Origin of the sequence: Antarcticirhabdus aurantiaca, assembly GCF_009765365.1 — a bacterium.
Taxonomy (GTDB): domain Bacteria; phylum Pseudomonadota; class Alphaproteobacteria; order Rhizobiales; family Rhizobiaceae; genus Antarcticirhabdus; species Antarcticirhabdus aurantiaca.
The window spans coordinates 92,738-116,551 of sequence record NZ_VTOM01000016.1; the positions used below are offsets into that span (position 1 = coordinate 92,738).

Annotated in this window: 23 protein-coding genes; 13 read left to right on the plus strand and 10 right to left on the minus strand. The window is 69.2% G+C overall.

Translation table 11 applies throughout. From position 1 onward, the window contains the following. Positions 1-279 precede the first annotated feature (279 nt). Positions 280-3,888 (minus strand): hypothetical protein, encoded by a 3,609-nt coding sequence (locus tag FZN60_RS18665; protein ID WP_158875014.1) that lies wholly within the window; start codon positions 3,886-3,888, stop codon positions 280-282. A 277-nt stretch (positions 3,889-4,165) separates the two neighbouring features. Here FZN60_RS18665 and FZN60_RS18670 point away from each other — a divergent pair, with 277 nt between their 5' ends. The 8 genes from FZN60_RS18670 (at position 4,166) to FZN60_RS18705 (ending at position 11,560) form a co-directional block, all read left to right on the plus strand. Continuing rightward, the gene (locus tag FZN60_RS18670) at positions 4,166-5,527 is read left to right on the plus strand and encodes a DUF4407 domain-containing protein (protein WP_158875015.1); all 1,362 of its coding nucleotides are present in this window, start codon (positions 4,166-4,168) and stop codon (positions 5,525-5,527) included. A gap of 14 nt (positions 5,528-5,541) precedes the next feature. Then, the gene (locus tag FZN60_RS18675; RefSeq protein ID WP_158875016.1) at positions 5,542-6,114 is read left to right on the plus strand and encodes a hypothetical protein; all 573 of its coding nucleotides are present in this window, start codon (positions 5,542-5,544) and stop codon (positions 6,112-6,114) included. A 166-nt stretch (positions 6,115-6,280) separates the two neighbouring features. Further along, positions 6,281-7,039: a hypothetical protein gene (locus FZN60_RS18680; protein WP_158875017.1), complete on the plus strand. Its 759-nt coding sequence runs from the start codon at positions 6,281-6,283 to the stop codon at positions 7,037-7,039. Beyond that, positions 7,026-7,694 carry an RNase A-like domain-containing protein gene (locus FZN60_RS18685; RefSeq protein WP_158875018.1) on the plus strand — a complete coding sequence of 223 codons (669 nt, stop codon included), beginning with the start codon at positions 7,026-7,028 and terminating at the stop codon, positions 7,692-7,694. The genes FZN60_RS18680 and FZN60_RS18685 overlap by 14 nt, the downstream gene beginning before the upstream one ends. 12 nt (positions 7,695-7,706) lie before the next feature. Beyond that, positions 7,707-7,979 carry a hypothetical protein gene (locus FZN60_RS18690; protein WP_158875019.1) on the plus strand — a complete coding sequence of 91 codons (273 nt, stop codon included), beginning with the start codon at positions 7,707-7,709 and terminating at the stop codon, positions 7,977-7,979. Between the two features lie 120 nt (positions 7,980-8,099). Continuing rightward, the gene (locus FZN60_RS18695) at positions 8,100-8,846 is read left to right on the plus strand and encodes a hypothetical protein (protein WP_158875020.1); all 747 of its coding nucleotides are present in this window, start codon (positions 8,100-8,102) and stop codon (positions 8,844-8,846) included. 5 nt (positions 8,847-8,851) lie between these two features. Beyond that, positions 8,852-10,318, plus strand: coding sequence for a type IV secretory system conjugative DNA transfer family protein (locus FZN60_RS18700; RefSeq protein ID WP_158875021.1), 1,467 nt, complete (start codon positions 8,852-8,854; stop codon positions 10,316-10,318). A gap of 189 nt (positions 10,319-10,507) precedes the next feature. Next, positions 10,508-11,560 carry a DNA-processing protein DprA gene (locus tag FZN60_RS18705; RefSeq protein ID WP_246726958.1) on the plus strand — a complete coding sequence of 351 codons (1,053 nt, stop codon included), beginning with the start codon at positions 10,508-10,510 and terminating at the stop codon, positions 11,558-11,560. A gap of 181 nt (positions 11,561-11,741) precedes the next feature. On the opposite strand, the gene FZN60_RS18710 is transcribed toward FZN60_RS18705, so the two are convergent. The 9 genes from FZN60_RS18710 to FZN60_RS18750 all read right to left on the minus strand — a co-directional run bounded on the left by FZN60_RS18710 (position 11,742) and on the right by FZN60_RS18750 (position 18,690). Further along, entirely contained in the window at positions 11,742-11,921 is a 180-nt protein-coding gene (locus FZN60_RS18710; RefSeq protein WP_158875022.1) for a hypothetical protein, read from the minus strand. Positions 11,922-12,297: 376 nt separating this feature from the next. Beyond that, the gene (locus FZN60_RS28685; protein WP_199266599.1) at positions 12,298-12,681 is read right to left on the minus strand and encodes a helix-turn-helix domain-containing protein; all 384 of its coding nucleotides are present in this window, start codon (positions 12,679-12,681) and stop codon (positions 12,298-12,300) included. 453 nt (positions 12,682-13,134) lie between these two features. Then, positions 13,135-13,503: a DUF5983 family protein gene (locus tag FZN60_RS18720; RefSeq protein ID WP_158875023.1), complete on the minus strand. Its 369-nt coding sequence runs from the start codon at positions 13,501-13,503 to the stop codon at positions 13,135-13,137. Positions 13,504-13,860: 357 nt separating this feature from the next. Next, positions 13,861-14,265 (minus strand): response regulator, encoded by a 405-nt coding sequence (locus FZN60_RS18725; protein ID WP_246726959.1) that lies wholly within the window; start codon positions 14,263-14,265, stop codon positions 13,861-13,863. Between the two features lie 213 nt (positions 14,266-14,478). Then, positions 14,479-14,892, minus strand: a complete 414-nt coding sequence (locus tag FZN60_RS18730) for a hypothetical protein (RefSeq protein ID WP_158875024.1) — start codon at positions 14,890-14,892, stop codon at positions 14,479-14,481. Continuing rightward, positions 14,795-15,808: a PAS domain-containing protein gene (locus FZN60_RS29325; RefSeq protein ID WP_369413053.1), complete on the minus strand. Its 1,014-nt coding sequence runs from the start codon at positions 15,806-15,808 to the stop codon at positions 14,795-14,797. The genes FZN60_RS18730 and FZN60_RS29325 overlap by 98 nt, the downstream gene beginning before the upstream one ends. Continuing rightward, entirely contained in the window at positions 15,708-16,100 is a 393-nt protein-coding gene (locus FZN60_RS18740) for a response regulator (RefSeq protein ID WP_246726960.1), read from the minus strand. The genes FZN60_RS29325 and FZN60_RS18740 overlap by 101 nt, the downstream gene beginning before the upstream one ends. Positions 16,101-16,789: 689 nt before the next feature. After that, entirely contained in the window at positions 16,790-17,251 is a 462-nt protein-coding gene (locus FZN60_RS18745) for a hypothetical protein (protein WP_158875026.1), read from the minus strand. Between the two features lie 893 nt (positions 17,252-18,144). Then, positions 18,145-18,690, minus strand: a complete 546-nt coding sequence (locus FZN60_RS18750) for a GAF domain-containing protein (protein ID WP_158875027.1) — start codon at positions 18,688-18,690, stop codon at positions 18,145-18,147. A 337-nt stretch (positions 18,691-19,027) separates the two neighbouring features. On the opposite strand from FZN60_RS18750, the gene FZN60_RS18755 reads away from it, so the two are divergent. The 5 genes from FZN60_RS18755 to FZN60_RS18775 all read left to right on the plus strand — a co-directional run bounded on the left by FZN60_RS18755 (position 19,028) and on the right by FZN60_RS18775 (position 23,814). Continuing rightward, positions 19,028-19,525, plus strand: a complete 498-nt coding sequence (locus tag FZN60_RS18755; protein WP_158875028.1) for a MarR family winged helix-turn-helix transcriptional regulator — start codon at positions 19,028-19,030, stop codon at positions 19,523-19,525. Positions 19,526-20,580: 1,055 nt separating this feature from the next. Further along, a complete protein-coding gene (locus FZN60_RS18760) occupies positions 20,581-21,171 on the plus strand; it encodes a hypothetical protein (protein WP_158875029.1) in 591 nt (196 codons plus the stop codon). After that, the gene (locus FZN60_RS18765) at positions 21,168-21,824 is read left to right on the plus strand and encodes a PIN domain-containing protein (RefSeq protein ID WP_158875030.1); all 657 of its coding nucleotides are present in this window, start codon (positions 21,168-21,170) and stop codon (positions 21,822-21,824) included. The genes FZN60_RS18760 and FZN60_RS18765 overlap by 4 nt, the downstream gene beginning before the upstream one ends. Positions 21,825-22,274: 450 nt before the next feature. Then, a complete protein-coding gene (locus tag FZN60_RS18770) occupies positions 22,275-22,889 on the plus strand; it encodes a hypothetical protein (protein WP_210253424.1) in 615 nt (204 codons plus the stop codon). Between the two features lie 190 nt (positions 22,890-23,079). Further along, the gene (locus tag FZN60_RS18775; protein WP_158875032.1) at positions 23,080-23,814 is read left to right on the plus strand and encodes a hypothetical protein; all 735 of its coding nucleotides are present in this window, start codon (positions 23,080-23,082) and stop codon (positions 23,812-23,814) included.

Genomic DNA, 23,814 nt, shown 5'->3' on the forward strand with positions numbered 1-23,814 from the left:
TGCCTACGAACGCGCGGCTTCCGCGCCGATTGGCGCGACCACCTGTTGCGCGGGCTGAGCTCGCAACGGTCGTCTCGCACCCTCAATGAACGCTCTTGCGCGACTGCGCAGTCATGAAAGCTGGCTGACGTCGCGAAGTCGAGCTCCCAAGGTCAGCCTGGCTCCTTGCAGAGTTCGCGCAATCACTTGCAACGGCCCCGCAAATCCTTGAATTCACGGCTGCCGGGGTCAGCGATGCGGGTGGGTCGGCAGGGTGCCGTTGACGCCCGCCGGATGGCGTCATCCCACACCCGGGGCCGGGACGCCGTCCCTGTACCGCCTGAACCGCTCGTGTTGAAGGCGGGCGAGGATCCGCCAGAGCGGGAGCGGCATCGGCTCGGCGAGAGACCTCAGGCGATTGACGTCGAACTCCCATTGCAGGAGACGCCTGCGCCTCTCGTCCTCCTCCAGCTCGGTGTTCTCCACGAAGGTGCGGTTCATCTTCGCGCGCTCCAGCCGGAGCCGCAGGCCGGCCCGGACCCGCCGCCCGAGGCCGACGAGCAGCGCGTCCGCCTCCGCCAGGAACGCCTCGGCGATTCGCAGGCGTGTCGCCAGGTTGTCGCCGTTGCTCAGGAGCCGGAGCATGGTGGCCTCGAGGACGATCTGGGCCGAGCGCTCCCTGCTGAAGCGGAACAGGTTCCGCGAAAGTCCGTCCAGGGTCCGTCGGGCCTGCTGGCTGAAGACGCTCGGTTCGTTGCCGGCACGGCACCGCTTGGCCGCAGAGCGACGTCCCTCAAGCTTCAGGGCGACGCGCACGATCTGTCGGGCGGCGTTGCCGGACGCGAGGTAATGGATTCCGAGCGGATCCATCGAGAAGGTGGCGAGCCGCAGTTGCTCGGACAGGACGAGCCGGGCGAACGACGAGCAGAAGAGTTCGTCGATGCGCTCCTCCAGCGTGTCCTCCGGACCCGACAGGAACGCCCTCATGATCGGCAGCCTGCCCTCGCCCGATGAACCGACGTCCGCCGGGCGGTTGAGCTTGCCGGCCGCCCCCGCAAGGTCCGCGACGGTCGCCCCGAGCTCGCCGAGGCGGGCATAGACGTCGCTGATCTCGTGGAGGACCGCCGCCGCGCTTCGGCCGTCCCCGAGGCGAGCCGCGACCTCGCCGATCTCGGGGGGCATCGCGAAGGCGTTGGGGGGCAGTCTCGGCGTGGCGGTCCCGAGTCTCGGGTCCGGCGGCCTCAGCACGGCCAGGTACCTGCGGGCCTGCCGCTCCAGCGCCTCGTCCAGCGCCGCCTTGAGCCCCTCGCCGTCGCCGCACGCCGTGAGCGCGCGCGAGATGCGGCTCTCGACGGCCGCGGCATCGATGCTCTCGCCGCTCAGGAGCCTGATCTCGAACAGCCGCTTGAAGGCCCCGTGCGGGATCTCCGGTCCGAGGGAGGCCCGGGCTGACGAGGTTCCGACATCCGGCGCGGACAGGAGGGTCCCCTCGGCCGTCGGCACCTCGCCGACCGCGAGGTAGCTCTGCGCGAGGGCGGCCCGGTGGTCCGCGGGAATGTCGGCGAAGCCCCTTCCGAGCCGCCCCATCCACTCGACCAGCCCCGCGCCCATGGGCGGAGCCGGGTCCGGCCGGATGGCCTTCGGCCAGAGCTGCCAGGGTTCGTCGAAGTAGGTGAGGATGTCCCCCTTCAACTCGTCGAGGCCGTAAAGCCGCGACAGGTTCCACGCTGGGGGGTTCTCGATCAATCTCCGATAGCAGAAGGCGTAGAGATACAGCCAGAACTGCGAGGGCCTCGAGGAGGTCACCAACGACCGGGTGCCGAACTCGAGGTCGTCGTCGACCGACATCGCGCCGGACGCGTCGATGGACACGGGGATGCTCTGGAGGCCGCTGTAGATCACCGAGAGCATGCGCCGCCACGGCCGGATCGACTGGAGGCCCGTGTTGTCGAGGTGTCGGAGGGAGATCGTCTGCTGGGTCAGCGCGTCCTCGGCGAGGAGGCGGTGGACGGCGTGGAAGTCCCGCCGGGAAAGCCGCCTTGCGGCCGCGTCGCGCGCGAGGAGCTTCGTCTCCGGGAACAGGTAGTCGACCGACCGGGCGGACGTGTCGTCGCCGTCCGTGGCCGACAGGCCGTACTCGAGCGGGTGGGACGATCCACCCTTCGGGGAGGTCCCGTCGAGGCCCTCGAAGGCGTCGTTGCGCACCAGCCCGAGGATGGGAAGGGCGTGCCCGCACAGGCGGTCGATCTCCGCCGCCAGCTCCCCCCGCCCCTCGCTCGCGGCCATCTCCGGCAGCACCGTCCACGGGACGGTGCGCCCGGCCCGCGCGAGGCGGCGCAGCGTGCCTGGCCGCAAGCCGTCCGGGGTCATCGACACGACGAGTGCGATCTCCAGCCAGAGGGGCGAACGCTCGGCAAGGATCGCGAGGAAGGCCTCGACCGCTTTGTCGACAATGACGAGGCGGCGCCCGCTGAAGCGCCGGACGAGCTCGTCTACGCGCGCGGGGAACCTGTCGGGATCGAGTTCCAGCGCGACGCTCAGGACCGCCTCGACGAGGTTGATGGCGTCCGTGCCGTCCGACTTGAAACCGTCGGCTTGCGAGACGCGCCGCAGGGCGTGCCCGATGGTGTCGCCGTCCCTTCCGTCGCCCGTCGGCGGGTGCACCCGGTTCCTGTCGACCGCGCCCGACCACTCCGCCCCGTCGAGGATGGGCAGGCGGAACGTCTGGGGCGAGACGGCTCCCGGCACCCGGGCCAACCGCTTGAGGCGGACCTCGTCGAGGCGCTCGTTGGACGTCACCACGATCCGGTTGTCGCGGAACGTCGCCAGGTCCAGGGTCGGGTCCCCGCCCATCGGCGGCTCGAGAAGGCGCGCCCAGAGCGAGTCGAGGTAGTCGTCGGCGATCCTGCGTTCCAGCAGCGTCATCCGGTCGTCGACGTGGTGACCGTCGAAGACGAGGATCGCGGGCCGCTCGGCGAGGGAGAGCCGGATGCGATGGACCACGTCAAACAGGCCATCGGCATCCGACATCGGCGCGCCGCCCCCGGCATCCCCGCTGTCCCGCCCCTCTGCGAAGGCGCGCAGGCGGCCCAGCACCTGCGAGATGTTGAGGATCTCGAACCCGCCCGAAGCGGTCCGCGTCCGCGTCGGCAGGAGGAGGGTCCTCCTCTCCTCCCGCGCCAGGTCGCCGACCCACCGCGCGCAGGCGGAGAGCCCGAACCAGAGGCCCTTGCCGTGGATGTTGACGAAGGTCGGCTTCCCGGCCCCCTTCGCGAGCGCGCCCTCCACCCATGCGGCGAAACCCGCGCGATCGGGTGCCGACATGAGGAAGTCCCCACCGCCCCTTCCACCGCTCCCCGCGCCCGCCGCCTCCACGGTCGGCGGATCCTGCGACCCGTCGACGGCCCCGGCATCCCCGCGCAACCAGGCGACATAGGCGTCGATCGCGTCTGGTCCGACGAACGGGCGCCCGAACATGGCCCGCTCGGTCTCCTGATCCAACGAGGGAAGCCCGCGGCGCCTCGCCACGAGGGTCGAGATGCCGCGCTCGAACCTCCGGAGCTTGAAGCCGCCGACGCGATGATGGGCGATCTGGACGATCTTCTGGATGTTGCCCCCGTGCGTCGGCATCCGCCGCTGCCTGCGCTCGTCCGGCTCGAGCTTGCGGGCCTCCCTCGCCACGTCGCCAAAGAAGGTGCCGCGCTGCTCGCCGACGAGGGCCTCGATGCAGAGGAGGCGCGGGATGATCCCGAGATCGCCTCCCGTGGCCATCAGCAGCCCCAGGGGTTTGCGGCAGACGATCCGCGCGCCACCCGCCTCCACCTCGAGCGGCTTCTCCCCGAGGCTCTCGGGAAAGCCCCTGCGCGCGAGCTCGGCCCACAGGAGACGCACGTCATCGAGATCGGCCATGGCGGCACCCGGCGAGGTGGAGACGTCGCACCTTACCCTACGTCCGGTCCGCGGCAAGCGCGTCGGTACGATCGGTACGGATTTCCCGCCGGAGCCGCCCGGTCGCGGAAAGCGGACGCGCGAAAGGTACGGACAGTACGTTGAGATCGCCGCGCCGCCGGCCGGGACGCGAAGGTACCCGCCGAACCGACGAATCTTAACGGATTACCGACGATATCGGACGACGCGGCCCCGCGGTCCGCCGATGATGCGGCCATCGAAGACCAAGGAGGTCGAGATGGCGAAAAGGGTAGACGATACGACTGCTCACATCTGGGGGCATTCCCCCGAGGATCTGAGGAACGCGTCCTTCGGCGAGCGCTCGAAGGCGAGACTGTTCACCGGCACGCTCCTCCTGGGAGGGGCCTTCCACGCAACCGTCACGGCCTTCTGCTTGCAGGGGCTCGGCCTGTCGCTCGCTGCGTCGGTCGCCACCGGTACCCTGAGCAGCCTGCTCTGGATGAGCACCGACCTGACGATCGTCCGCGTGGAGCGGGAGCACAGGGCGGCCAAGGAGCACTGGGAGGTCGCGGGCGGCGCGCCTCCGACACCGCCGGGACCGGCGAGATACGTCAGGTACGCGGCGGCCTTCGTCTACATGGCGGGCATCGGGGTCGGCGGCACCATCCAGTTCATGGACGGCAGCATCGACCAGCGCCGCGCCGAGATGCAGGAGGCCATCGACGAGCCGTACAGGACCGCTGCGGAGCGCGAGTTCGGCAAGATACGCGCGTCCGCCGAGGCGGCCGAGACCTCCGCCGTCGCGGAACTCGGGTCCTTCGACGCCGGGGAGGCGGAAGCCGCCTCGGCCCATGGGTCCGCCATGGAGGCGCACCTGGGCGAGGCCCGGCGCCTGACCGCGGCGAGGTCCGCCCTTGAGCAGCAATGGGACGCCGTCAGCGCGGACGTGGCGAGGCATCGGGCGCTGGCGGCCTGCGAGGTGGAGGGCGTCTCCGCCAACCCGCTCTGCGAGGGCGCCACGGGGGCCGCCGGTCCCGGCGGCAACTTCAGGCTCGCGACGCTGGCGGCCGAGGCGGGCGAGGCCCGCCTCCGGGAGATCGACGGGCGGATCGCGGAGACGAAGGCGGCTCTGACCTCCCTCGCCCCTCCGGTGGCGCCGGAACCGGATCACGCTCGGCGGGACCGGCTCGTCGCGGACGTGAGGGCGGCCGCCGCCGCCAAGGCGGAGACGATCGAGGGCGGGAACGCCTTCGTTGAGGCCGCCGTCGCCGGAAACCCCGGCCGGCGCGTCCTCACCGACAACCTGTTCACGAGGATCTCGATCCTCGGCGACCTCTTCGCCGAGTCCTGGGCCTTCAAGCTGTACGCGTTCCTCCTGGAGGCCGGCATCGTCGCCGTGGAGCTCACCGTCCTCATGGTGGGCGGGATCGGCAGGCCGGGTCTGCTGGACCTCGCGGCCGAGCACCGGCGGCGGGCCGGGCTGCTGCGGCTGGCCAAGGATTCACTCGGCCTCGCCGCCGACATCGCGGCCGAGCGCAACAACGTCGTCTTCATGGACAAGTTCCGCCGCGAGACCGAGGCGGACGGCTTCACGATCTTCGGGCGCGGCGACGGGGATGGTCCCCCTGCCGCAGAGTGAGAAGGAGAAGGCAGATGAACAACGACCGACTCGGCGGCGGCGGGCGTGGGACGCTCGTCACCGTCCGCGGGCAGGGAAGCCATGACCTCGCCCGTGCCCCCGTCGCCAGGCGCGACTCGGGCCTCGGCTACTTCGAGAACAGGCGGAACAACCGCCAGCGGGCGCTGGACCACGCCGAGATCGTGCGCGAGGTCGACCGCCGCAAGTGGGAGCAGGCCGCGGACGTGGAGCTCCTGGACGGCGAGGCCCGGGCGGAGGAAGCCAAGCTCCTCATCGTGGGGCGCGTCTTCGAGGCGACAGGCGAGGCGTCCGAGCAGATCCGCGCGCTCGGTGGCGACACCAAGCGGAGGATCGTCGAGGCGACGGGCGACTCCGTCGTCGCGCTGGGCGAGGCGGGAACCAGGATCGACGCCAAGATCTCGTCGTCGGACATGCATCCCGCCGTGAAGGGCTTCGCCCAGAACGCCATGGCCGGGATGATGGCCGCGGCTGCCGAGGGGATCGTCGCCAGCGGGTACGAGGCGATCAGGAACGTCGACCGCAAGGTCGACAGCATCAACTCCTCGCGCTTCGCGCCGAAGGACTGAGACGTGCGGGGCGGACGATGTGCCGCCCCGCATTCCCGCTGCCGGAAACGGCCCGGCAGTCCCACCGGAACGAAGGATCCGAACCATGACCGGACCAGCGGATACCCTGCCAAGCCCTCCCACCGCACCACACATCGCGGGCGCTCTCTCCCGCCGCGTAGCGGTCATGGCGCGCGCGATCGCCCAGATGCTCCGCGTTGCGGGCGCCATGCTCCTGTTCTGGGCCGGAGGTCCGGCCGCGGCGGGTCCGTCGGTGACGGTGACGGCGAACGGCCGCCACCCGTCGCAGCTCCAGTGGGACGGCGTGCGCGTCTACTGGCTGCCCTTCGACGTCAGCACGATCTCGGCCGCCGACCTCGTGGCCTGCGCCGTGCAGGACCGGGTGGCGTGCTCCGGAGTGCCCTGCCCCGACGCCGATCGATGCGAGTTCGAGCTCCCGTCCGTGGACGCGTCGCGGCCGTTCGCCCTCATCGTTTATGACTGGGACGGGCTGCTCGAGGACGAGGTCTCGGCCGCCGCCCGCGGCCTCTCGGTCGGTTCCGACGCAGTGGCCTCTCTCAAGGGCCTCGTCGCCGACCCGGCCTGGGGCGCGCGCGCCGACGGCGCCGCCGACGCGGCCTCGGGCCTTCTCGCGGCGGCCTCGGACGCGCTCGGCGAGGCGAACGGGCGGCGCCTCGAGTTCATGGACGCGGCCATCCTCGTCCCCTCGCCCGACATGGCGGACCAGCCCGCCCTCGCCGCGCTCGTCCGCGAGCACGTGGGGGCCGCCGCCCGCCTCGACGGCTCGGTCCTCGGCGTGCGCCGCCTCCGGGGCCCGATCGCAACCCTCACCTACGCCGACTGCGTGTGGCCGAGCCCGGCCTGCGCCCTCGCCTACGCCGACATCGAGTTCAAGGAGAAGGAGAAGGACCATGAAGCGGACTAGACGCGAATTCCTCGTCGGCGCGGCCATCCTCGGAGCGGCGGCCCTGTTCGGGTTCGGCGGGGACGCCCGGGCGGCGCCCCGGGGCGGGAGTGGCCCCAAGGTCATCACTCCCCCGACCGTGAGGACGGCGAGGAGCTCGGCGGTGCGGGCCTCGGCCGCCGCGGGGGGACACCTCCACAAGCACGTCGGCGCCTCGCCCGCGTACCTCGCCTCCCGCACGCAGTCGATGGACATGAGGTTCTCCTTCGAGGCCGCGGCGAGGCGGGGGCGGAAGGGACGGAAGGCGGCCGAGGCGCTCTCCCAGTTCAGGGCGCGGCCCTCCCGGATCAGCTCGTTCCGCAACGGCCCGACAATGGACCGGATCTACGAGCAGGCGATGCGCCGCGAGAGGGCGCAGGTCGCGGCCTGGGCACGGACCGCGAAGCCGGGCGACAGCTATAGGCTCGGGTTCTCGTCCGCAAAGCCCGTCGGCACGGTCTACACGACGATGCCGGGATCCGGCACGGGCCGCCACGCGCCTGCTTCGCGGGGCGAGTTCATCCTCCGCAAGGGCGGCTCCGCGGGTGTCTACCCGCACACGGCCAAGCTCTTCGTCGGACGCGAGGCCCCGACGCGCCGGGCGGGCGCCGCGACCGACCGCAAGGCGGCAAGGTGAGGGAGAGGCGAGATGGAAATCGGACGCGAACTGCTCGAGCGCCTTTCCGGCGAGGTGTTCCACGAGACGGCGGACCTCGACGGCGACCTCGGTCCCACGCTCGACGCCTTCCTCGACACCCTCGACCCGACGGAGCGACGCGCCCTGCGAGACGAGCTCGTTTCGCTGGCGGGGGCGGGCGAGGAGGAGCGGCGGGAGCGCCTCGACGAGATCGGCTTCGCCTGGGAGTTCGACGACGGGGCGGGCTTCCTCTCGACCCTCGCGCAGGTCCTCGACGACGAGTGAGGCCAAGGGGGCGGGTTCCGACCCGTCTCCACGACCGCCCCTCAGCGGATCGCCGCAGGCCAGCGGCGGTCCGGCCAACGGCAGCTTTCCGCACGAACGGGCACGACGAAGGGAGAACGCATGATGCCGCCCCTCAAGCCGCCGCTCCGCGGGATCGGCGAACCGCCCCCCTGGCCCGCGCCGCCACTCTATCCCGGCGACTGGCTCGACCTGCCCGACGATGTGGTGGCGCGGACGGGGAGCCTCCTGGAGCGCTTCGCGGACGCGCGGGCCTTCCCGAACCTGACGGGACGCTTCCTGCGCATGCGGGCCCTGCGCCTGCCCTTCTATCCCGGCTGGACGCTCCTGGAGATCCTGGGCCGGCCGCTCGGCAAGCGCCTCGGCGTGGCCCGCGTCCTCCTTGGAAGCGAGAGGCCCCTGCTCCTCAACGGATCGGCGGGCATCCTCCACATGGTCAACTCCAAACATCTCGAGGGCCTCGACGACCCGGCGACGGTCCGGCACTACCTGCGCTTCTTCTGTAGCTGCGTCCACGGCGAGGAAGGGGGCGGCACCCGCTTCCAGGTCGTCGAGGGCATGGACGAGATCCCGCCGGAGATGGTGCGTCCCGGCAAGGTCGAGACCGTGTCCGCTGCGGTCCGCCCGATCGAGGAGGTCGACGGCCCGTCCGCCCTCCTCGCGACGCTCGTCTACGGAGGGAGCCTCTTCCGCTCGCTCATGAGGATCGACTCCTCGGGAATGGTGGTGATGGAGGACGACGAGCCGATCGCGGAGGACGTGTTCCGCCTGCGCGAGTGCTTCGACGGACCCTGGCAGATGCACCCCCACGAGATCGTGCCCCACCAACCCAAACCGGAGACGGAGTGATCGCCATGGCAGACGGAACGAACGGGCCGGGGACGCGCCGGGGCGTGATCGTGGGGCGAGAGGCCGCCGGGAGGCCGTCCATCGGCTTCGCGACCCGGCCGCGGCCGGAGGGTCCCGGCACGGCGGTCGGGGCGCCGCTCGACGGGCACGCCATCGCGATCGCCCCGACGGGCGCCGGCAAGCTGCTCTCCCTCGTCGTCCCCTGGACGCTCGGCTGGCCCGACGAGGGATCGGTCCTCGTGGTCGACCCGAAGGGCGAGGCGGCGGCGGTGACGGCGCGCGCCCGGGCACGGCGCGGCTCCGCCGTCCACGTCGTCGACCCGTTCCGCGTCAGCGGCCTGCGCCCATCGCCGTGCAACCCACTCCGGTTCATCGATCCCGACAGCGAGGACCTCCTCGACGACGCGAGAGCCGTGGCGGAGATGATGCTTCCTGAGCGTCACGACGTGCGGGACGCGTTCTGGCGCAGCCGGGCGCTTTGGTTCGTGACGACGGCGATCGTCCACGTCATGAGGGAGCGCAAGCCGCCGGAGCGGACCCTCGTGTCGGTTCGGGACGTCGTGTTCGGGTGGGCGCGGTCCATGAGGCGCGGCGAGCAGTTGCCGGGGGCGGCGGCGACGGCCCTGAAGCTTGAGGGCGACGATCCCGAGGTGAGGCGCGCCGCGGAGACGATGGAGCTCGGGTCGCCGGAGACGGTCGGCGGGATCCTCCACTACGCGCTCGAGGCGGTCGGCTTCATCCGCGGGGAGCCCGTGGAGCGCAGCCTCGAGTGCGGGGGCGTGGACTTCGAGTCCTTCGCGAGGGGCGATCCGACGACCTGCTTCCTCGTCCTGCCGCCCCACCTCCTGAAAACCCACGCGCCGCTGCTGCGCCTGTGGTCGTGGGCGTTCCTTTCGTCGGTCCAGCGGCGGACCCGCCCGCCCGCGGGCAGGACGCTGTTCGTCGTCGACGAGGCCGCCCAGCTCGGTCACTACGGCCCCCTCCTCACGGCGGTCACGTTGCTTCGCGGCTACGGCCTGTCCACCCTCTCGCTCTGGCAGGACGGGGCGCAGCTCCGCTCCGCCTATCCCGACGATTGGAGGACGATGGTCAACAACTGCCGGACGCTCGCCTGCTTCGGGGCGCGGACCGATGCGGGCTGGCGCGACGCGCTCGACACGCTGGGGATGGCGGGGTGCACCCGGTCGGAGGCGGAGGGACGGATCCTCGTGCTCTCGGACGGGCGGGAGCGGCTGCTCGACCGCATCGACTACCGGACGGATCCGCTCTTCGAGGGCGAGTTCGACCCGAACCCGTTCCACGAGGCCGACGCGGGACCGATCGTCAGGCCGCGGACGAAGCGGCGCAAGCCGCGACGCCCGGCGGCCCGCCCCGGAGGCACGAGGAGACGCGTCGACCCCGACCTCGCCCGCGAGTACGATGCCGTCAAGGCGCAGGTGATGGCGCTCTGGGAGCCGGAAGCCGTGTTCTGAATGTTGACCGCAGTCGCGCTGCACAACCGATCAGAATGCAAAGCTGTCGGGGATCTGAATGACGAACTCGAGGCACGATGTTGATCGACAGAGCCTATTGACACGCTTGCAGCCAACTCGCTCCACAGGTCATCGCGCTGATCGACGTCGAAACTGCGGCCCCATGCCAATCGCACAGCCAAAGGAAACATGACGGTTGCACCAAACGACTTTCGCCGGGACAAACCCAAGATATGGGTCGGGATGAACACGTTGAATCAAAGCCGCCCCTCCGCGAGGAATGAGCAGCTGTCACAAGCTTTGATCGACCCCGATAAGATCGCCTTCCTTGCGCTGGCTTCGATCGAAGGTGTAGGCGCGGAAAGCCTCGCCTCCATTGCAGGCAGCGGGCAGACGTTTGAGTCGGTCTTGTCTGTCGAAATCCAGCATGAAGCGATCGAGCTTTTGCGGCGGCACGGCGCTCGGATCGACAGCGCCTCTTGGGCTGATTGGCGGAGCGTACGGGCTCGAGCCATTGCAAGAGCTCGCCACTGGGCTGATGGTTTTGCCCGAGACGGCACACACGTCGTGTTCCGGCATGAAGATGCGTTTCCGAAACGCCTGCTGGATCTGTCCAGTCCTCCGTACTGGCTGTTCGTCAGGGGTAGCCTATCGGCTCTGTCGGTACCGTCGATTTCCGTCGTCGGCACGCGAAACCCGAGCGAGGACGGCCGATGGCTGACGAAGTACGTTGGTGCAAGCCTGTCGATCTGGAACGCGGCAACCGTGAGCGGCTTGGCGGTCGGCGTTGACCAACTCGCCCACGAAGCTTCCATCCGCGCTGGCGTTCCGACTGTTGCCGTCCTCGGATCAGGAATTCTCTCGGACCATGCCCCGGGCGCAGGAGATCTACGCGGACGCATCATCGAAGGCGGGGGCGCGATCGCGACGGAGTACCTGCCTGATGAAGGCCACAGTGCGAAGAACCTCGTTCGCCGAAACCGACTTCAGGCGGCGCTCGGAAGGGTTCTCATACCAACCGAGTGGAATTCAAGGATTGGAACCGCCCATACGGTAAGGTTCGCCACCCAGCTCCGAAGGCCGATAGCGCTCCTTCGACTGCCGGACTGGGATGAAGGCCGCGTAACGCCGACGATGGGTTGCGGCCTGGAGACCGGACGCATGTTTACGATCCCCGGAGAGGATGAGGCATTCCGCAGCTTCGTTCGAGACGCACTTGCCGGGCCTTTGGGATCGGCTTGAAGCTTCGACGCCGATCAGCGCGGTATCCTGTCAGCCGGGTTGACCCGAGGCGGCTTGGCCCCGCTCGACGATCAATCGTCAGAGCGAGCCGTGCATCTGCGTTGCACCGCCGATTCCCTGAAACGAAGAGCTTCGCCGCCGAGCGTCATGGAATCCAGCCTGCCTTGGACGGCCTGCCCTGTCATTTCACTTCGTAGACCCTCACGACATCGCTCTCGACGTCTTCGCGATCGAATATGAACGCATCAGGATCGGTGATGTAGCCGAGCTCCGCTTCGCTCGCGTCCTCAGCCTCCACTTCCCAGATCTCCCGGACGATCACGCGCAGCTCGACTCGGTACTTCTTCATTGCCCTCGGCATGGAAGCGGCCTCCTGACATCGACAAGTGGGAACTCGCACTCGATCCGATGCGCCCGGCATCTCGCCGTCCATGCATCGGGATGGTCAGCTTTCTTGGATGGCCCCTGTTGCACCCCGGCATCGGCACGCTCGACAGGTCACCATGCCGATCGGCAACTTGCGCATCCTGGCGGCGGCGCACGGGCTTGACCCCATCCTGTTCCCGAGGAGATCGTTCCGGAAGCGCGATTCAAGCCAGCCTGCGTTCACGCGCCATGCGGGCTCCCAAGCGACCTCCTGGTGATGCCGCACGTGGACAAGGCGGCTCGCAACCGTCGCCGCGCGAGCGCACCGCAGCGGTGAGATCCTCGAGGCCGCAAGCTGCGGAAGTGCCCCGCTAGGCCTCCGTCGCCGCGGATGGACTTCCCATGGCGACAGGTTTCGAACTGCCGGATACCCCGACGAGGATCGTCCCGTCGCCGGCATCGAGAAAGATGGCTCCCGCCATCTCGAGCGCGGTCCTGATGCGGGCGACGCTCGACGCCCGCGGGACGTGGCCGCTTCCCTCGAACTCGTTGAGCAGGTTCCTGCCGCACTCGGCCAGGCGGCACAGCTCCGTCTGCGAGAGCCCGAGCATCGCGCGGGCGCCGCGGCAGGCGATCCCGTCGATGCGTCCGGCGGGGCGCAGCATTCCCGGAAAGGGCGAGGAGCGCTCGCGAACGTCGGCATCCACGCGGGACGACCCGGCCCCGAACGTGGACAGGATGCCGTCTTTCGTCAAAGGCCCGCATCCGGTGTCCACCGGGCGTGGCGCCGGGCGCCGACGCTTCCGGCGAACGTCGACCAGTTGTGCCTCGTAGGATTCATCGCTCCAAGCGTTCCGTCGGCTTGCGGCGCCACTGCCCGTGTCCGCCGGACCTTCACGAGTCCGCCCCAGCCCCGTAGGCCGCGGCAGGGCCATAGTGCCCCAAGCACGGCGCGGCGTCGACCCGGCACGGTCGCAAGGCGGGCCGCGACGCCCGGCCGCTGGTCGAATCCTTCGTCCAATCCTTTCCCGCTGACCGCGCGGCCCGCGGCGGCGGTCCTTCCGCCCTCCCGTCCACCTGGCCCGAACGGAGCGTGGGTTGACCCCGCCTCCCCGTACGGCAACGCGAGCGCCCGAAGGGGCGGTCGTCCCGCGTCGGCGGAGCCGACGCGCACCGGGAATGCCGACGATCGAGGCGATGCCGGCTTCCTAAGCCATTCCGGTGCGCAGGGAGGGTGCGGTCGCGCTGTCGGGATCGCCGGGGCTCTCCTCGACCCCGCCGTATCCGCCGATCGGGAGGTCGGGGTCGATGTCCGCGTCGGCGTCGAACCGAAGCAGCCAGCAGCCGCTGCCGCCCGCCGCCGTCGCGGCGGCGAGGAACGGCTCCGAGAAGCCGAAGCGGCGCAGCCGCGCCAGGGTCTCGTCCCGGACGTCCTCGGACGCCAGCGACGCGGTCGAGACGATCCACCCGTGTTCGTACGGGATGACCGTCACGGGATGGTCGGCCCCGTCCAGGATCGCCGCATCCCCGTCGGTGAGGTGGCCGGTCGAGATGTCCTTGAAGCTCAGAATGGTCATGCGCGCTCCCCCGTCTGCCACCTCAGGGTCGCCCAGGGGAATGTGGCCCGCAAGCGGCGCCGCACGGAAGCGAACGGGCCACGGGACTTCGACTCCGCCAATCGAAGGCCATCCCGCATTGACCGTTGGCGCACCGCCTCCGCTTCGGTGCAAGCGGCCTTCGATCTCACCGCCCCCCCACGCGACCGCGCGCGGCAACGCGCGCCGTCCGCGCCCGATCCGGGATGCGGCAATGGCCGGACCCGCAGCCCCGCCGCACAAGCCGCAGGACCCGGCCGGAGCGCCGAATGCGCGGAGATCGACCACGCATCGTGAACAGCCCTTTCTCTCCGAAGCCGACCGCGGATCGGCCCGGGGTCAGCCGAACAGGGCTCTTGCGACCTCGGCCGTGACGACCGGCTTCTGGAGGAGCGGAACGCTCTGGTAGTCGGTTGGAACCGTCCACCGGTCGTAGCCCGTCGCGAAGACGCAGGGCACGCCCCGCCTGCGCAGGACGTCGACCAGAGGAAAGACCCTCTCTCCCAGAAGGTTGATGTCGAGCACGGCGCCATCGATGGCCTGCCCGTTGAGGACGACATCGAAGGCAAGCGTCAACGAGGACACGGGCCCCACCACCTCGGCGCCGAAGTCCTCGAAGTCGCGGACCGTCTCCTCGGCCACGAAGAAGTCGTCCTCGACAACCAGGACGCGCTTGTTCCTCAAGCTGGGCGGCTGGGGCCGGAAGGCGTTCCGGGGCTCCTGGTCCATGCTGTCATGGGTCATGATCGGTCCATCCGCCGCAGGTTGTCCGCGCTCAAACAGGCACGGTGGGCAAGTCATGGCAATCATTTGATGATGGCTGGACAGATGATGGCCCGCAAAGCTTCGCCGGCTGATACAAGCCGACCTAACATGTTGTCGCTCATGCATTTCCTCCGGAACGCGCAACTCGCGTCCGCCATTGCTCCGACGCGCGGGTGACCTCCCGACCCACGCTCATCGGTAGACCGAAATGCATGATGGTTGGTCCAGCCCGCCGTCGCGTCTCTCCCGCGACGGCGGGTCCTTGCCGCAATGCGGCGTCCGGCGAAGCGAAGCGCGCCGCAGCCTGCCATCGCCGCCGACCCCGGAACCATCGGCGTCAACGACAAGACGAAGCCGGCCTGCTACTTCATCCGAATGGATCGGCGCTCCATCCTGCAACGCCTTGCACAGGCCCACCAACACATCGCCTTGGCCGACCGCCTCGTCATGCGGCAACGCGATCTCGTGGAGAGATTGGAGCGTGCAGGTCACGACGCTGCCGAGGCACTTAGAATGCTCGCGAACCTCGAGGACCTTCAGCGCCTTCACCTCGCAGACCGCATCCGCCTCGAGCGGGAACTCGCCAACCTCGATGAAGGGCGACATCCACGCACATAGATGCGTTCAGGCGGTTCCGTCCGGCATCTTCCCGATGGTTGGCGGCGAGGCGGCGGCCCGCCTCCAGGAGGACGGCCTCGATGAGCCGGGACAGGATGTCCTCGTCGAGCTCCCGCGCGAGGTCGAGGGCGGCGATGAGGTGGTTGACCATGTCGATGCGCGCGTGGCCCTGTGGCTTCGCGGGTCGTGCCTCGAAGAGAGCGTCGGCATAGTACCGCGTTACCTCTCCCTGGCCATGGAAGGCGCGGCCGAGCCCAGACACGGGCTGCGGTTCCGGATGGCCGTCGACGATCCTGTAGGTGGGGGCGAAGGTCGTTCCGTTCTCGTACGCCTCCCGCAGGCTGGCCGCGAAAGGCTCCGGATCCTCTGGGTGGATCTTGGCGGCGAAGCGCGAAAGCGCTGTCCTGGCGTGCCCCTCCTCGGGTGCCACGCCGAAGGCCGCGCAGACCCTCTCGTCGGCATGCACGACCTGCGAAGTCGGGTCGAGGCGCCAGAAGCCGAGCAGGTTGTGCCCCGATCCCCCGCCGACCTTTCGCGCCGGCGCCATCGACCGCCCTCCACCAACGTTCGTTGACCCACGCGCCGCGTCCGCGAGCGCTGCCCGGCGACAGATGATCTTGCCGGAAGGGCCGCGGGTCCAATGCCGCCCGGGTGTTCGCCGGAGCCGCCGACCCATGTTGCCCGCGGCGCGATGAATGGTTCCGGCAACGTGGTGGGCACCGGGAGCAAGGTGCCGCATCCGCCCGAGCCCGCACCCCGGACTTGCTCCGATTGAACGGCTGGGTTCGGCCTGCCCGCTCCTGTCAGCCGTCTCCGAACAGGGAGCGCGCCAACCACGCGGCTTCTTGGGGCTTCTGGTGGTAGGGCACGTGACGGAAGGCGGCAGGGATGAGCTGTTCCTCATAGCTGGTGGAGAAGACGAAGGGCACGCCCAGCCGTTGCAGTTCCTCCGCCGACGGAAAGACCGCCCCGTCCGGCAGGTTGATGTCGAGCGTCGCCCCATCTACGGCATCGTCGGCGGCGAGGAGGGCGAGCGCCTGCGCCATGGACGGGACGGGTCCCAGGACCACCGCGCCCAGGTCCTGAAACTCACAGGCCATGTCGAAGGCGATGAAGTAGTCGTCCTCGACGATCAGGATGCGCTTTCCCGATAGGTTCATGGGCCTGGGCTGACGCGACGGATGCTGAGCGGCCATGCGGCTCCCCTTCATGAAGGCTCCGAATGGACCACGATTAACGGCATCGAGCCAGGTGGGGCAAAGACTTACATGGTGAGTGCCTGACATACGTCCGGCAAAGGGTCAGCCACATGAGGCTCGGCGCCTCCTTCCACGAAGCGGCCGCGGAGCAGTTCGCAGACGGAAGGATCGGCCGGCGAGCTGCCGGCATGGCTGGGTAGGCTCCTGGCTGCCTGAGCTGAACACCTGGCTCTGAGTTGCGACCCGTCGGGGGGTGGGGGCGCGGCAACATCGCCGTGGGCAGAGGCCCGACGCCGATGAGGGTCGCGATAGGTGCGTTCGTTGCCGCGTCGTCGGTCGTGGCTGAAGTGTCGAGGGCTGCTTGGCAGGGGCGCTTTCCGTGGTTTGCACGAGGCGCGTCTTTAGCCCGGACTGCCGACGACAGGAGCCCGCCGGCAGCAGCCCGGTGGGTCGGGTTGTCGAACCGGAGGGTTGGCACGGCTTGATGGGCCCCGACGACAAGCCGGGGCGTGCCGCTCGTGCACCCGATGGCTGTCCCGCTCCGGAACGCCTGGCTCAGCCGTCCTTGCTCGGGCCTGTTGCCTACGCAGCTCATTGCCGCGGCGCAGGGCGGTTCTCCGATCGAGGACGTTAGCGGAAAGGGCGAAAGGGAGCCCGATGCCTAACTGGGCAGGGCGTCTCCCTTGTCATCTCTTCGGGAGCAAGCCCTTGGCTATGCTCGTCTTGACCGTGCGGAGCCGATCGGCCACCTCGCCCGCGATCCGCGCCTCCACCCTGTCGACTGCCTTGGCGTGGAAGCGCCTCAGAACGGCGCCGATCGGCTTCGTGGTGAAATGGAGGTGATTGTTGATCTCCAGGTATGCCACATGGTCGGCATACTGGATCAGGTAGAGGAGCTCGTTGCTATCCCTGCTGCCCAGGTGGAGGTGCATGATCCCGTCCTCCTCCAGAAGCTCGTCATGCGTGACGCCGATACCCTTTCGGTAAGCCCATCGGGGAAGTTCGTGCCCGCTTTCGATGCAATCCTGGATCACGTCGAAGAACGGCAGCAGGTCAGGACGCTGGGCCATGCCGATCGTGTCGCGCCAACTGTCAGCGATATAGACGAGCTTCGGTCTCCGCTGGATGCGCGGCAGCTTCAAACGCATGAGGAAGGTCGGGGATCAGCGGCCGAAGAGACGCTTGTGCAGTTCGGTGCGGTCCATCCCGGTCGCCAGCCACGCCTTGCCCTCGTCGACCTCGTCGGCCACGCGAACCAACCTCTTCCTCGTGGTCTCCGTGTCCGCTGCCGCACGGGGCATGGCGACGGAAGACCTCTTGCCACCTACCGACGTAGCTCCATCGCCGACGCTCACACGACGTTGAGCCGGCGCAGGAATTCCTCGCTCCAATGTCAGGGTAGGCATCATCAATCTCCAGGACAGGCTCATGTCTAGCCCGCGACCGTTTCCAAATCAACAACTCCTGGACCCTGCCGCGGTTGCCGGCGTGGACGTGCCCAGTCGAGGTAAGATGCGGACCCGACCCCATCTGAAGAACGGGTGGGGCCGCCGAAGCGACGTTGTCGCACGAGCGAACTGCGACGCGGTCCTGAAACCCACCATGGGCATCGCTTGATCCGACATGGATGATCGTACGATAAGTCCGAGCCGGCGGCATGGTCGAACGTGCCAACAGGCATGACCTGCTCACCGCATCAAATGGATGCCTCCCGCAAGGGTCGCAAGAACCGCATGTCGTCAGACAGTCTTGCCTCGACCTGAAGGAACTGCGCGGTGAGGTGCGAAGCGGGCAGCAACTGCCGGCAAGTTCGATAGGCTTGAGGATGCACAAGCCGAGGCTTGGAACTCCGTCTTTCCTTCCCCGACCATCGCGCCACCGCCCCGTTCTTCGGACGCCGCGACTTCGCGGCGATGTCCAGCCTTGCCTGGATGGCGGATTGGGTGGCCGCCCAAAGCAAGCGCGCGCTCAGACCCTGCACAAGGTGACGGCAGCATTCGGCACCGCGCGTGTGAGCCCCTCCCCACGCTCTCGGCTCTCCTCAAGCCGAGAGCGGCATCAGCCTGGCTTTGTTGGCCTCGATCACGTCGCGCGTCATCATCCGCAAGACCACCATGCGGGCAAGCTTCTGGAGCGTCGTGCGCTCGTGCTCGGACAGGTCAGGGCGCGGCACCCTGTCGATGATGCACAGCGTCCCGACCGGCTGACCGCCGATGCCGATCAGGGGCGCACCTGCATAGAAGCGGATGTGCGGCGCGCCCGTGACAAGTGGGTTTGTCGCAAAGCGCGGGTCCCGCCTCGCATCGGAAACAACGAGAACCTCGTCCCTGCGGGTGATCGCGTGGGCGCAGAAGGACACGTCCCGGCTTGTCTCGCAGACATCGAGGCCGACGCGTGCCTTGAAGATCTGCTTGTCGCGGCCGACAAGCGAGACCAGCGCGATCGGAGCCTCGAAGAGGTGGGCAGCGAGGTCCACGATGATGTCGAAGGCACGATCGGGCGGCGTGTTGATGACGGCCATGGCTGCCAGGGCGGAGAGGCGGGCTTCCTCGTCGTGAGGAACAGGATAGGAAGGGCAGTTGCTCATCGGTCTCGCATCCGTTCAGTCCGGCTGATGACGTGCCAGAAGCTCAACGGTTGCCGCTCGCACCGGCTTTCCTCGTGGCATCGGCTAACGGATGGTGTTCAGCGCCCGGACGATGTGAAGTGCCTTCGCCAAGGTTGAGCGCCCCTTCCACGATCCAGCTACGGATGGTGATCGGTCGCAGCACAAGATTATTCCCGACGATCCGCTGGCTCTGACGTGATCAAGCAGCCCCATGCATGCTTGACGAGCCAGAAGCATCTTCCACGAGGCGCACGCCAGAGTGCTGGCAGGGGGTTCGTGATCGGTGGGAGGAACTCACGGCCTACGGATGAGGTGCATGATGAATAGGATCCTACCAGGCAGCGAACTGAACTTCCTGTTGGGCGACGCGGCGCGGCTGTGGCGGCAAGCCGTCGAGCGCGCCCTCTCCGACGCCGACCTGGGCCTCACGGGCAGCGAAGTTCGCACCCTGACCTACGTGGCGCGCTTCGAAGGCACTCGGCAGCGCGACCTTGCAGGCCTCATGGGGATCGAGCCGATGACCTTGTCCGCCATGCTGGAGGTGCTGGAGAAGCGAGGCCTCGTCGATCGCCGGATTGATCCCCGGGATCGTCGCGCCCGCTGCATCCACCTGACGGCCGAGGCTACAGCCGTGTTCGAGCGCATCGCCCCGGCGTCCCGCCTTGTGCAGGACCATGCCTTGGACGGATTTTCCATGGAGCAGCGGCGAGCGTTCGAGAGCGCGTTGAGGGTCGTCCGCGGCAATCTCATGCGTCACGTCTGCTCGGCTGGCAGGATCGGTTCGGCGGCCGGAAATCGCCCTGAGGCTGCTTGAGGAACCGAGATCGTCGGCACGAAGCGGCTGTCCACGATGACGCCGCAACGTTCCCTATCGTGAGGCCGCTCACCACACCGACCTGAAATGACGCGCGGTGCTTGAGGGTCGTGGCGCCATGGCATGTTGGGCAGCCGGATCAACCACACCGGGATAGGTTCCCTCCTCGCCGCCCGTCCGCCGTTGTACCGAGGGGTGGCCCTACCGGCCGCACCTATCCCCAATCCGTCATCGATCAAGCACGCGGATCGGCGTCAATTGTCAGCGCCGATGCTCGCCTCGGGTCATGCCTACCGCCCCGAGCCCGTTGAGGAGGCTCCCGCGCCAACCGGCCGGGCTCGATTCGATCCGGGAGATCCCGGCCATCAACCGTTTGCCCGGCAAGGGGCGCCCACACGGTGCTCGGTGTCGGCCGCAACGCCGGATGTGATGTCGGACTGACAACCCCGCTGAACGACATGTCGCGAATCGTACTTGACTCAAGCGACGACAAAATGTTTGCTTTCGTCAATGGCATTCACCTGAAGCCCACAGGAACTGCGCCGGGCGGCAACGCACCTCCCGGCGAACGATGACCGATTGTGCCTCGTAGGATTCATCGCTCCATGCGTCCCGTCTTCCCGCGGCGCTCCGGCCGGCCGCTGTCCCGATCCAGGATCCATACCCCCGGCGTTCCAGCACGCGCCGTCCCGACGATATCCCGGGACTGACCCGGCCTCGCCCGGGTGCGCCGTCGGCACTCGGCCGTCGGTCCCTGCCGCCCGCCGGATTCCATCCTCCCTTTCCCCTCCACCCTCCCGGAACGCGCGGCCTCCCGCCGCCGTCGCCCGCGCTTGCCCTCCGACACCGCCAGACAGGAGCATGCGATGCCCAGACACCCCGCAGACCCGCGACCAGTCCTCCCACCAAAGCGCACCGACAGGAGGCGGCCGTGCCGCGGCGGCCGCGACGCCGCACGCAGGCCCGTCGGTCCGCTTCGCTCGTCCGTTCGGCTCGCGGACCTCGAGGCGACGCTCGCCGCGCGGCTCCTCGCCCTCATGAAACGGGAGGCCGGAGTGACCGGCGTCAACGAATATCCGGAGGCGTTCGAGTGGGTCGACGGGCGGGACGGGCGAGACCACCTGCACCTGCCGCTCGCCCTCGTGTCGCGCGTGAACGGCGACCTGGCCTTCGTGGACGCGATGCCGCGCATCCTCCTTCGCCGGGATCCCGAGCTCGGGGGCACGCGGCGCAGGATCGAGCTCGAGTGCATGGCCCGCGGCGCGTCGTACGAGATCTGGACCGAGGACGAGATCCTCGAGGACCGATCCGCCGTGCAGGTCCTGCGGGTTGCGGGCACGGCGGAACGGGCGTCGCACGCAAGCGCCCTCCGGTCGCTCCAGGCGCCGATGGCCGGCGACGTGCCGATCCTGACGGCGATGGCGGGGCGGCTTCTCGTCGACGACCTGCGGGCGGTCGGCGCGGGCTGGGTGGGGCGCTCGAGGCTGACCGGCATCCCCATGGCGCTCCTCTGCGACATGGAGGTCGATCCCGAAACGCGCATGTTCGTCTGGCGGCCGCGTTCGCCGGCCGGCGCCGGACAGCGGGCCGCCGGCAACCATCCGGGCGGGGAGGCTTCCGCCAGCGCCCGGGACGATGCCCCGTGAGCCGGCCGCCGCTATACCTGCTCGACACCAACGTCGTCTCCGAGTTGGGCAAGCCCCGTCCCGACCCGCTGGTGCTCGCCTGGATCGAGTCCGCGCCGGCGGGCTCGCTCGCCATCTCCTGGAATACCGTCTTCGAGCTCCAGTTCGGCGTCGAGATGGCCCGCCTCGCCAAGTCGCCCCGCGCGGAGGCTTACGAACGCGCCCTCGTCGACCTCCTCGCGGACACCCGGTTCCGGATCCTCTGCCCCACCCCCCAGGCGGCCCGCATGAGGGCCCGCATGCACGCGGCGCCCGACCTTTGGGCACTTGTCGCGGGACCGGCCTCCCCGAAGCGCTCGCCGCGAGGCGAGGACATCGCCATCGCCGCCACCGCCATCTCGGCCGGTGCCGTTGTCGCGACCCGCAACGTCCGCGACTTCGTGGCCATCGCGCGGCTCTTCGACCTGCCGGGCGTCCTCGATCCGGCGAGCGGCGAGTGGGCGGTCGGGCACGCGCCGGGCGGCTCCGACTCCCTGCCGGTCGCCGCCCGGACCGCTCGCCGGCGCTCGCGCCTCGGCAAGGGCGACCCTCGGGCGGCGGGCTGTTTCCGTCCGGGTGCCGGGCAGGCCTGGAGGCGGCCGGACGGGATACCGCGCTTTTCGGTCGGCGCCTGAAGGATCCGGCAACCATCCGGCTGGAATTTGGCACCCTTGAAACGTCCTCGAGCGGACGAAGGTCAGGGATCCGTAAAATTGCTTCCCCCAGGGCAACCGTGCCGCAAGATTTCGCCGGCACAAGCGCAATTCCTGGCAAGGTGCTGCCGCAATCGATCGGACCGATCGGTTTCGGAGGCTCCGGAGGGATCGGAAACGGTCGCCTCCCCGGGTCCGCGGTCGGCTCCGGCCACGCGGGAACATCGGGCGGAAGGCATGGTGCCCCGCCCCCTCGGACAGCCCGGCGGGCGTCCCAGGACAAGGGAGGCAGACCACATGACGCATCGTTCCGGCTCCGCCTCCCCGACGCTCCCCTCTCCCCTTCAGGACCGCCCGGTCCGCTTCCCCCTGTCGTCCATATCGGCCTGAGGCCGGGCTGACGCCCGCCTCCGGCACGACACGCCCCGCCTAGTGGTTCCGGATCTGCCGATCCGGAACCGTACGGATCCACGGCACGGACGCATGACGCAAGACGACGTTCACCCCCATGCACCTCGGTGCCGGCGGGCGATGTCGGGAAGCCTCCAACAGGGACAGGGGGAGACCATGATCGATTTCATCCAAGGCATCGACGTCGACGACGCGATCGAGCTGAACGGCGGCAGGCACGTCGTCCTGCGCCGCCTCGACGACGCGCTCGTTGTCCGCGGCGAGGACGGCGCGGAGCGGACGCTGAGCTTTGCCGCCCTCGAGCGCAACGAGGATGGCACTCCCGCGCAACTGGTCGTGTACCCGTTCCGCGACAGGGAAGCCGAAGAGGCCCTCTGGAAGGCCATCCTGGACACCTTCCGCGAACTCGAGTCCACGGGTTGCGCCAATCGTTCCGATGCCTCGATCGCAAGGACGATCCCCCGCTTGATGGACGCGCAGCTCCAGGCGGCTCGCCGGATGCGCGCCGAGGGCGGCAGGACCAGGAAGATCAGGTTCATCGCGATCTCCACCAACGAGCTGCTGAATCGCTTGGCCGCGCGCGAGCGCCGCCCGTTCCTCATCGCCATCCCCGGCGGGCGGGACGACAGCGCCTAACCGCACGGAAGCGGCTCCTGCCTTCAGCCCACCCAACCAGCGTTCGCCTTCGGCACGGTCGGATCCAGCGGCCGTGAAGGGTACGGCTGCGGCTCGAGCCGGCCTCATCGGCCTCGCGGCGCATCGCTCCCCCCACCGACACCTACCGCATCAAACGGACAACGACGTCCACACGCACAAGGAGATCGACATGTTCGACATCAAGCAGGGCCGCATCTACGGCATCGACGGCGACGACTACCGCCTGGACGGAAAGACGGGCGACGGCTTCCTCATGCGGAGCGTCGACTGCCCCGGCGTGACCCAGCACTTCACCGAGGCGGAACTCGCCGAGATCATGGAACGGGGCATGCTCTCGGTCAGGATGGCGCCCGTCCTCGACCGCAAGGATGGAACCGTCGGCAGCGTCTGCGAGGGGACCGCGCGGCGGCGTCTCTGCCGAGCCTTCCTGGCTCTCCGGGACGCCGGGGAGGCGAGCCTGTCCGAGCGCTCCATGGAGGACGCGATCGCGACGATCATCGGGGGTGACACCTACCTCGCCGGGCGTTTCGAGGGTGCGATGCGCGGGCACGGACCCGGAACGGGACGCATCCGGGTGACGCCCGCCAAGCTCCGTCGCTGGCTGCGCCGCTACGCGGACGGGCAGCCGACGCGGCCTGTCCGGTCGCCGGCTCTCGTCACGGGAGGCGAACGGAATGCGGCTTGGGAGGCCCTTGCCTCCCGGGCGGCGGATATCGGGCGCTCGCCGGACCATATCCATCCCTCGCTGCTGAGCCTGGCGCGCCGCCACGGGACCGAACGCGCCCTTCGCGTGTGGTCCATGTGCGTCTCGCCCGACGCCCGGCTCGACGGCGTCGGCATCGGCGGGGCCGGGCGCACGGAAGCCGGGCGCATCGGCGGCCACCCCGCGGACGAGGTGGCCTGA

Bases quoted from the DNA above. Each gene is read 5' to 3' on its own strand.
- FZN60_RS18665 (WP_158875014.1), bottom strand. From the start codon at position 3,888: ATGGCCGATCTCGATGACGTGCGTCTCCTGTGGGCCGAGCTCGCGCGC.
- FZN60_RS18670 (WP_158875015.1), top strand. From the start codon at position 4,166: ATGGCGAAAAGGGTAGACGATACGACTGCTCACATCTGGGGGCATTCC.
- FZN60_RS18675 (WP_158875016.1), top strand. From the start codon at position 5,542: ATGAACAACGACCGACTCGGCGGCGGCGGGCGTGGGACGCTCGTCACC.
- FZN60_RS18680 (WP_158875017.1), top strand. From the start codon at position 6,281: ATGGCGCGCGCGATCGCCCAGATGCTCCGCGTTGCGGGCGCCATGCTC.
- FZN60_RS18685 (WP_158875018.1), top strand. From the start codon at position 7,026: ATGAAGCGGACTAGACGCGAATTCCTCGTCGGCGCGGCCATCCTCGGA.
- FZN60_RS18690 (WP_158875019.1), top strand. From the start codon at position 7,707: ATGGAAATCGGACGCGAACTGCTCGAGCGCCTTTCCGGCGAGGTGTTC.
- FZN60_RS18695 (WP_158875020.1), top strand. From the start codon at position 8,100: ATGATGCCGCCCCTCAAGCCGCCGCTCCGCGGGATCGGCGAACCGCCC.
- FZN60_RS18700 (WP_158875021.1), top strand. From the start codon at position 8,852: ATGGCAGACGGAACGAACGGGCCGGGGACGCGCCGGGGCGTGATCGTG.
- FZN60_RS18705 (WP_246726958.1), top strand. From the start codon at position 10,508: ATGACGGTTGCACCAAACGACTTTCGCCGGGACAAACCCAAGATATGG.
- FZN60_RS18710 (WP_158875022.1), bottom strand. From the start codon at position 11,921: ATGCCGAGGGCAATGAAGAAGTACCGAGTCGAGCTGCGCGTGATCGTC.
- FZN60_RS18720 (WP_158875023.1), bottom strand. From the start codon at position 13,503: ATGACCATTCTGAGCTTCAAGGACATCTCGACCGGCCACCTCACCGAC.
- FZN60_RS18725 (WP_246726959.1), bottom strand. From the start codon at position 14,265: ATGACCCATGACAGCATGGACCAGGAGCCCCGGAACGCCTTCCGGCCC.
- FZN60_RS18730 (WP_158875024.1), bottom strand. From the start codon at position 14,892: ATGTCGCCCTTCATCGAGGTTGGCGAGTTCCCGCTCGAGGCGGATGCG.
- FZN60_RS29325 (WP_369413053.1), bottom strand. From the start codon at position 15,808: ATGAGGAACAGCTCATCCCTGCCGCCTTCCGTCACGTGCCCTACCACC.
- FZN60_RS18740 (WP_246726960.1), bottom strand. From the start codon at position 16,100: ATGGCCGCTCAGCATCCGTCGCGTCAGCCCAGGCCCATGAACCTATCG.
- FZN60_RS18745 (WP_158875026.1), bottom strand. From the start codon at position 17,251: ATGCGTTTGAAGCTGCCGCGCATCCAGCGGAGACCGAAGCTCGTCTAT.
- FZN60_RS18750 (WP_158875027.1), bottom strand. From the start codon at position 18,690: ATGAGCAACTGCCCTTCCTATCCTGTTCCTCACGACGAGGAAGCCCGC.
- FZN60_RS18755 (WP_158875028.1), top strand. From the start codon at position 19,028: ATGATGAATAGGATCCTACCAGGCAGCGAACTGAACTTCCTGTTGGGC.
- FZN60_RS18775 (WP_158875032.1), top strand. From the start codon at position 23,080: ATGTTCGACATCAAGCAGGGCCGCATCTACGGCATCGACGGCGACGAC.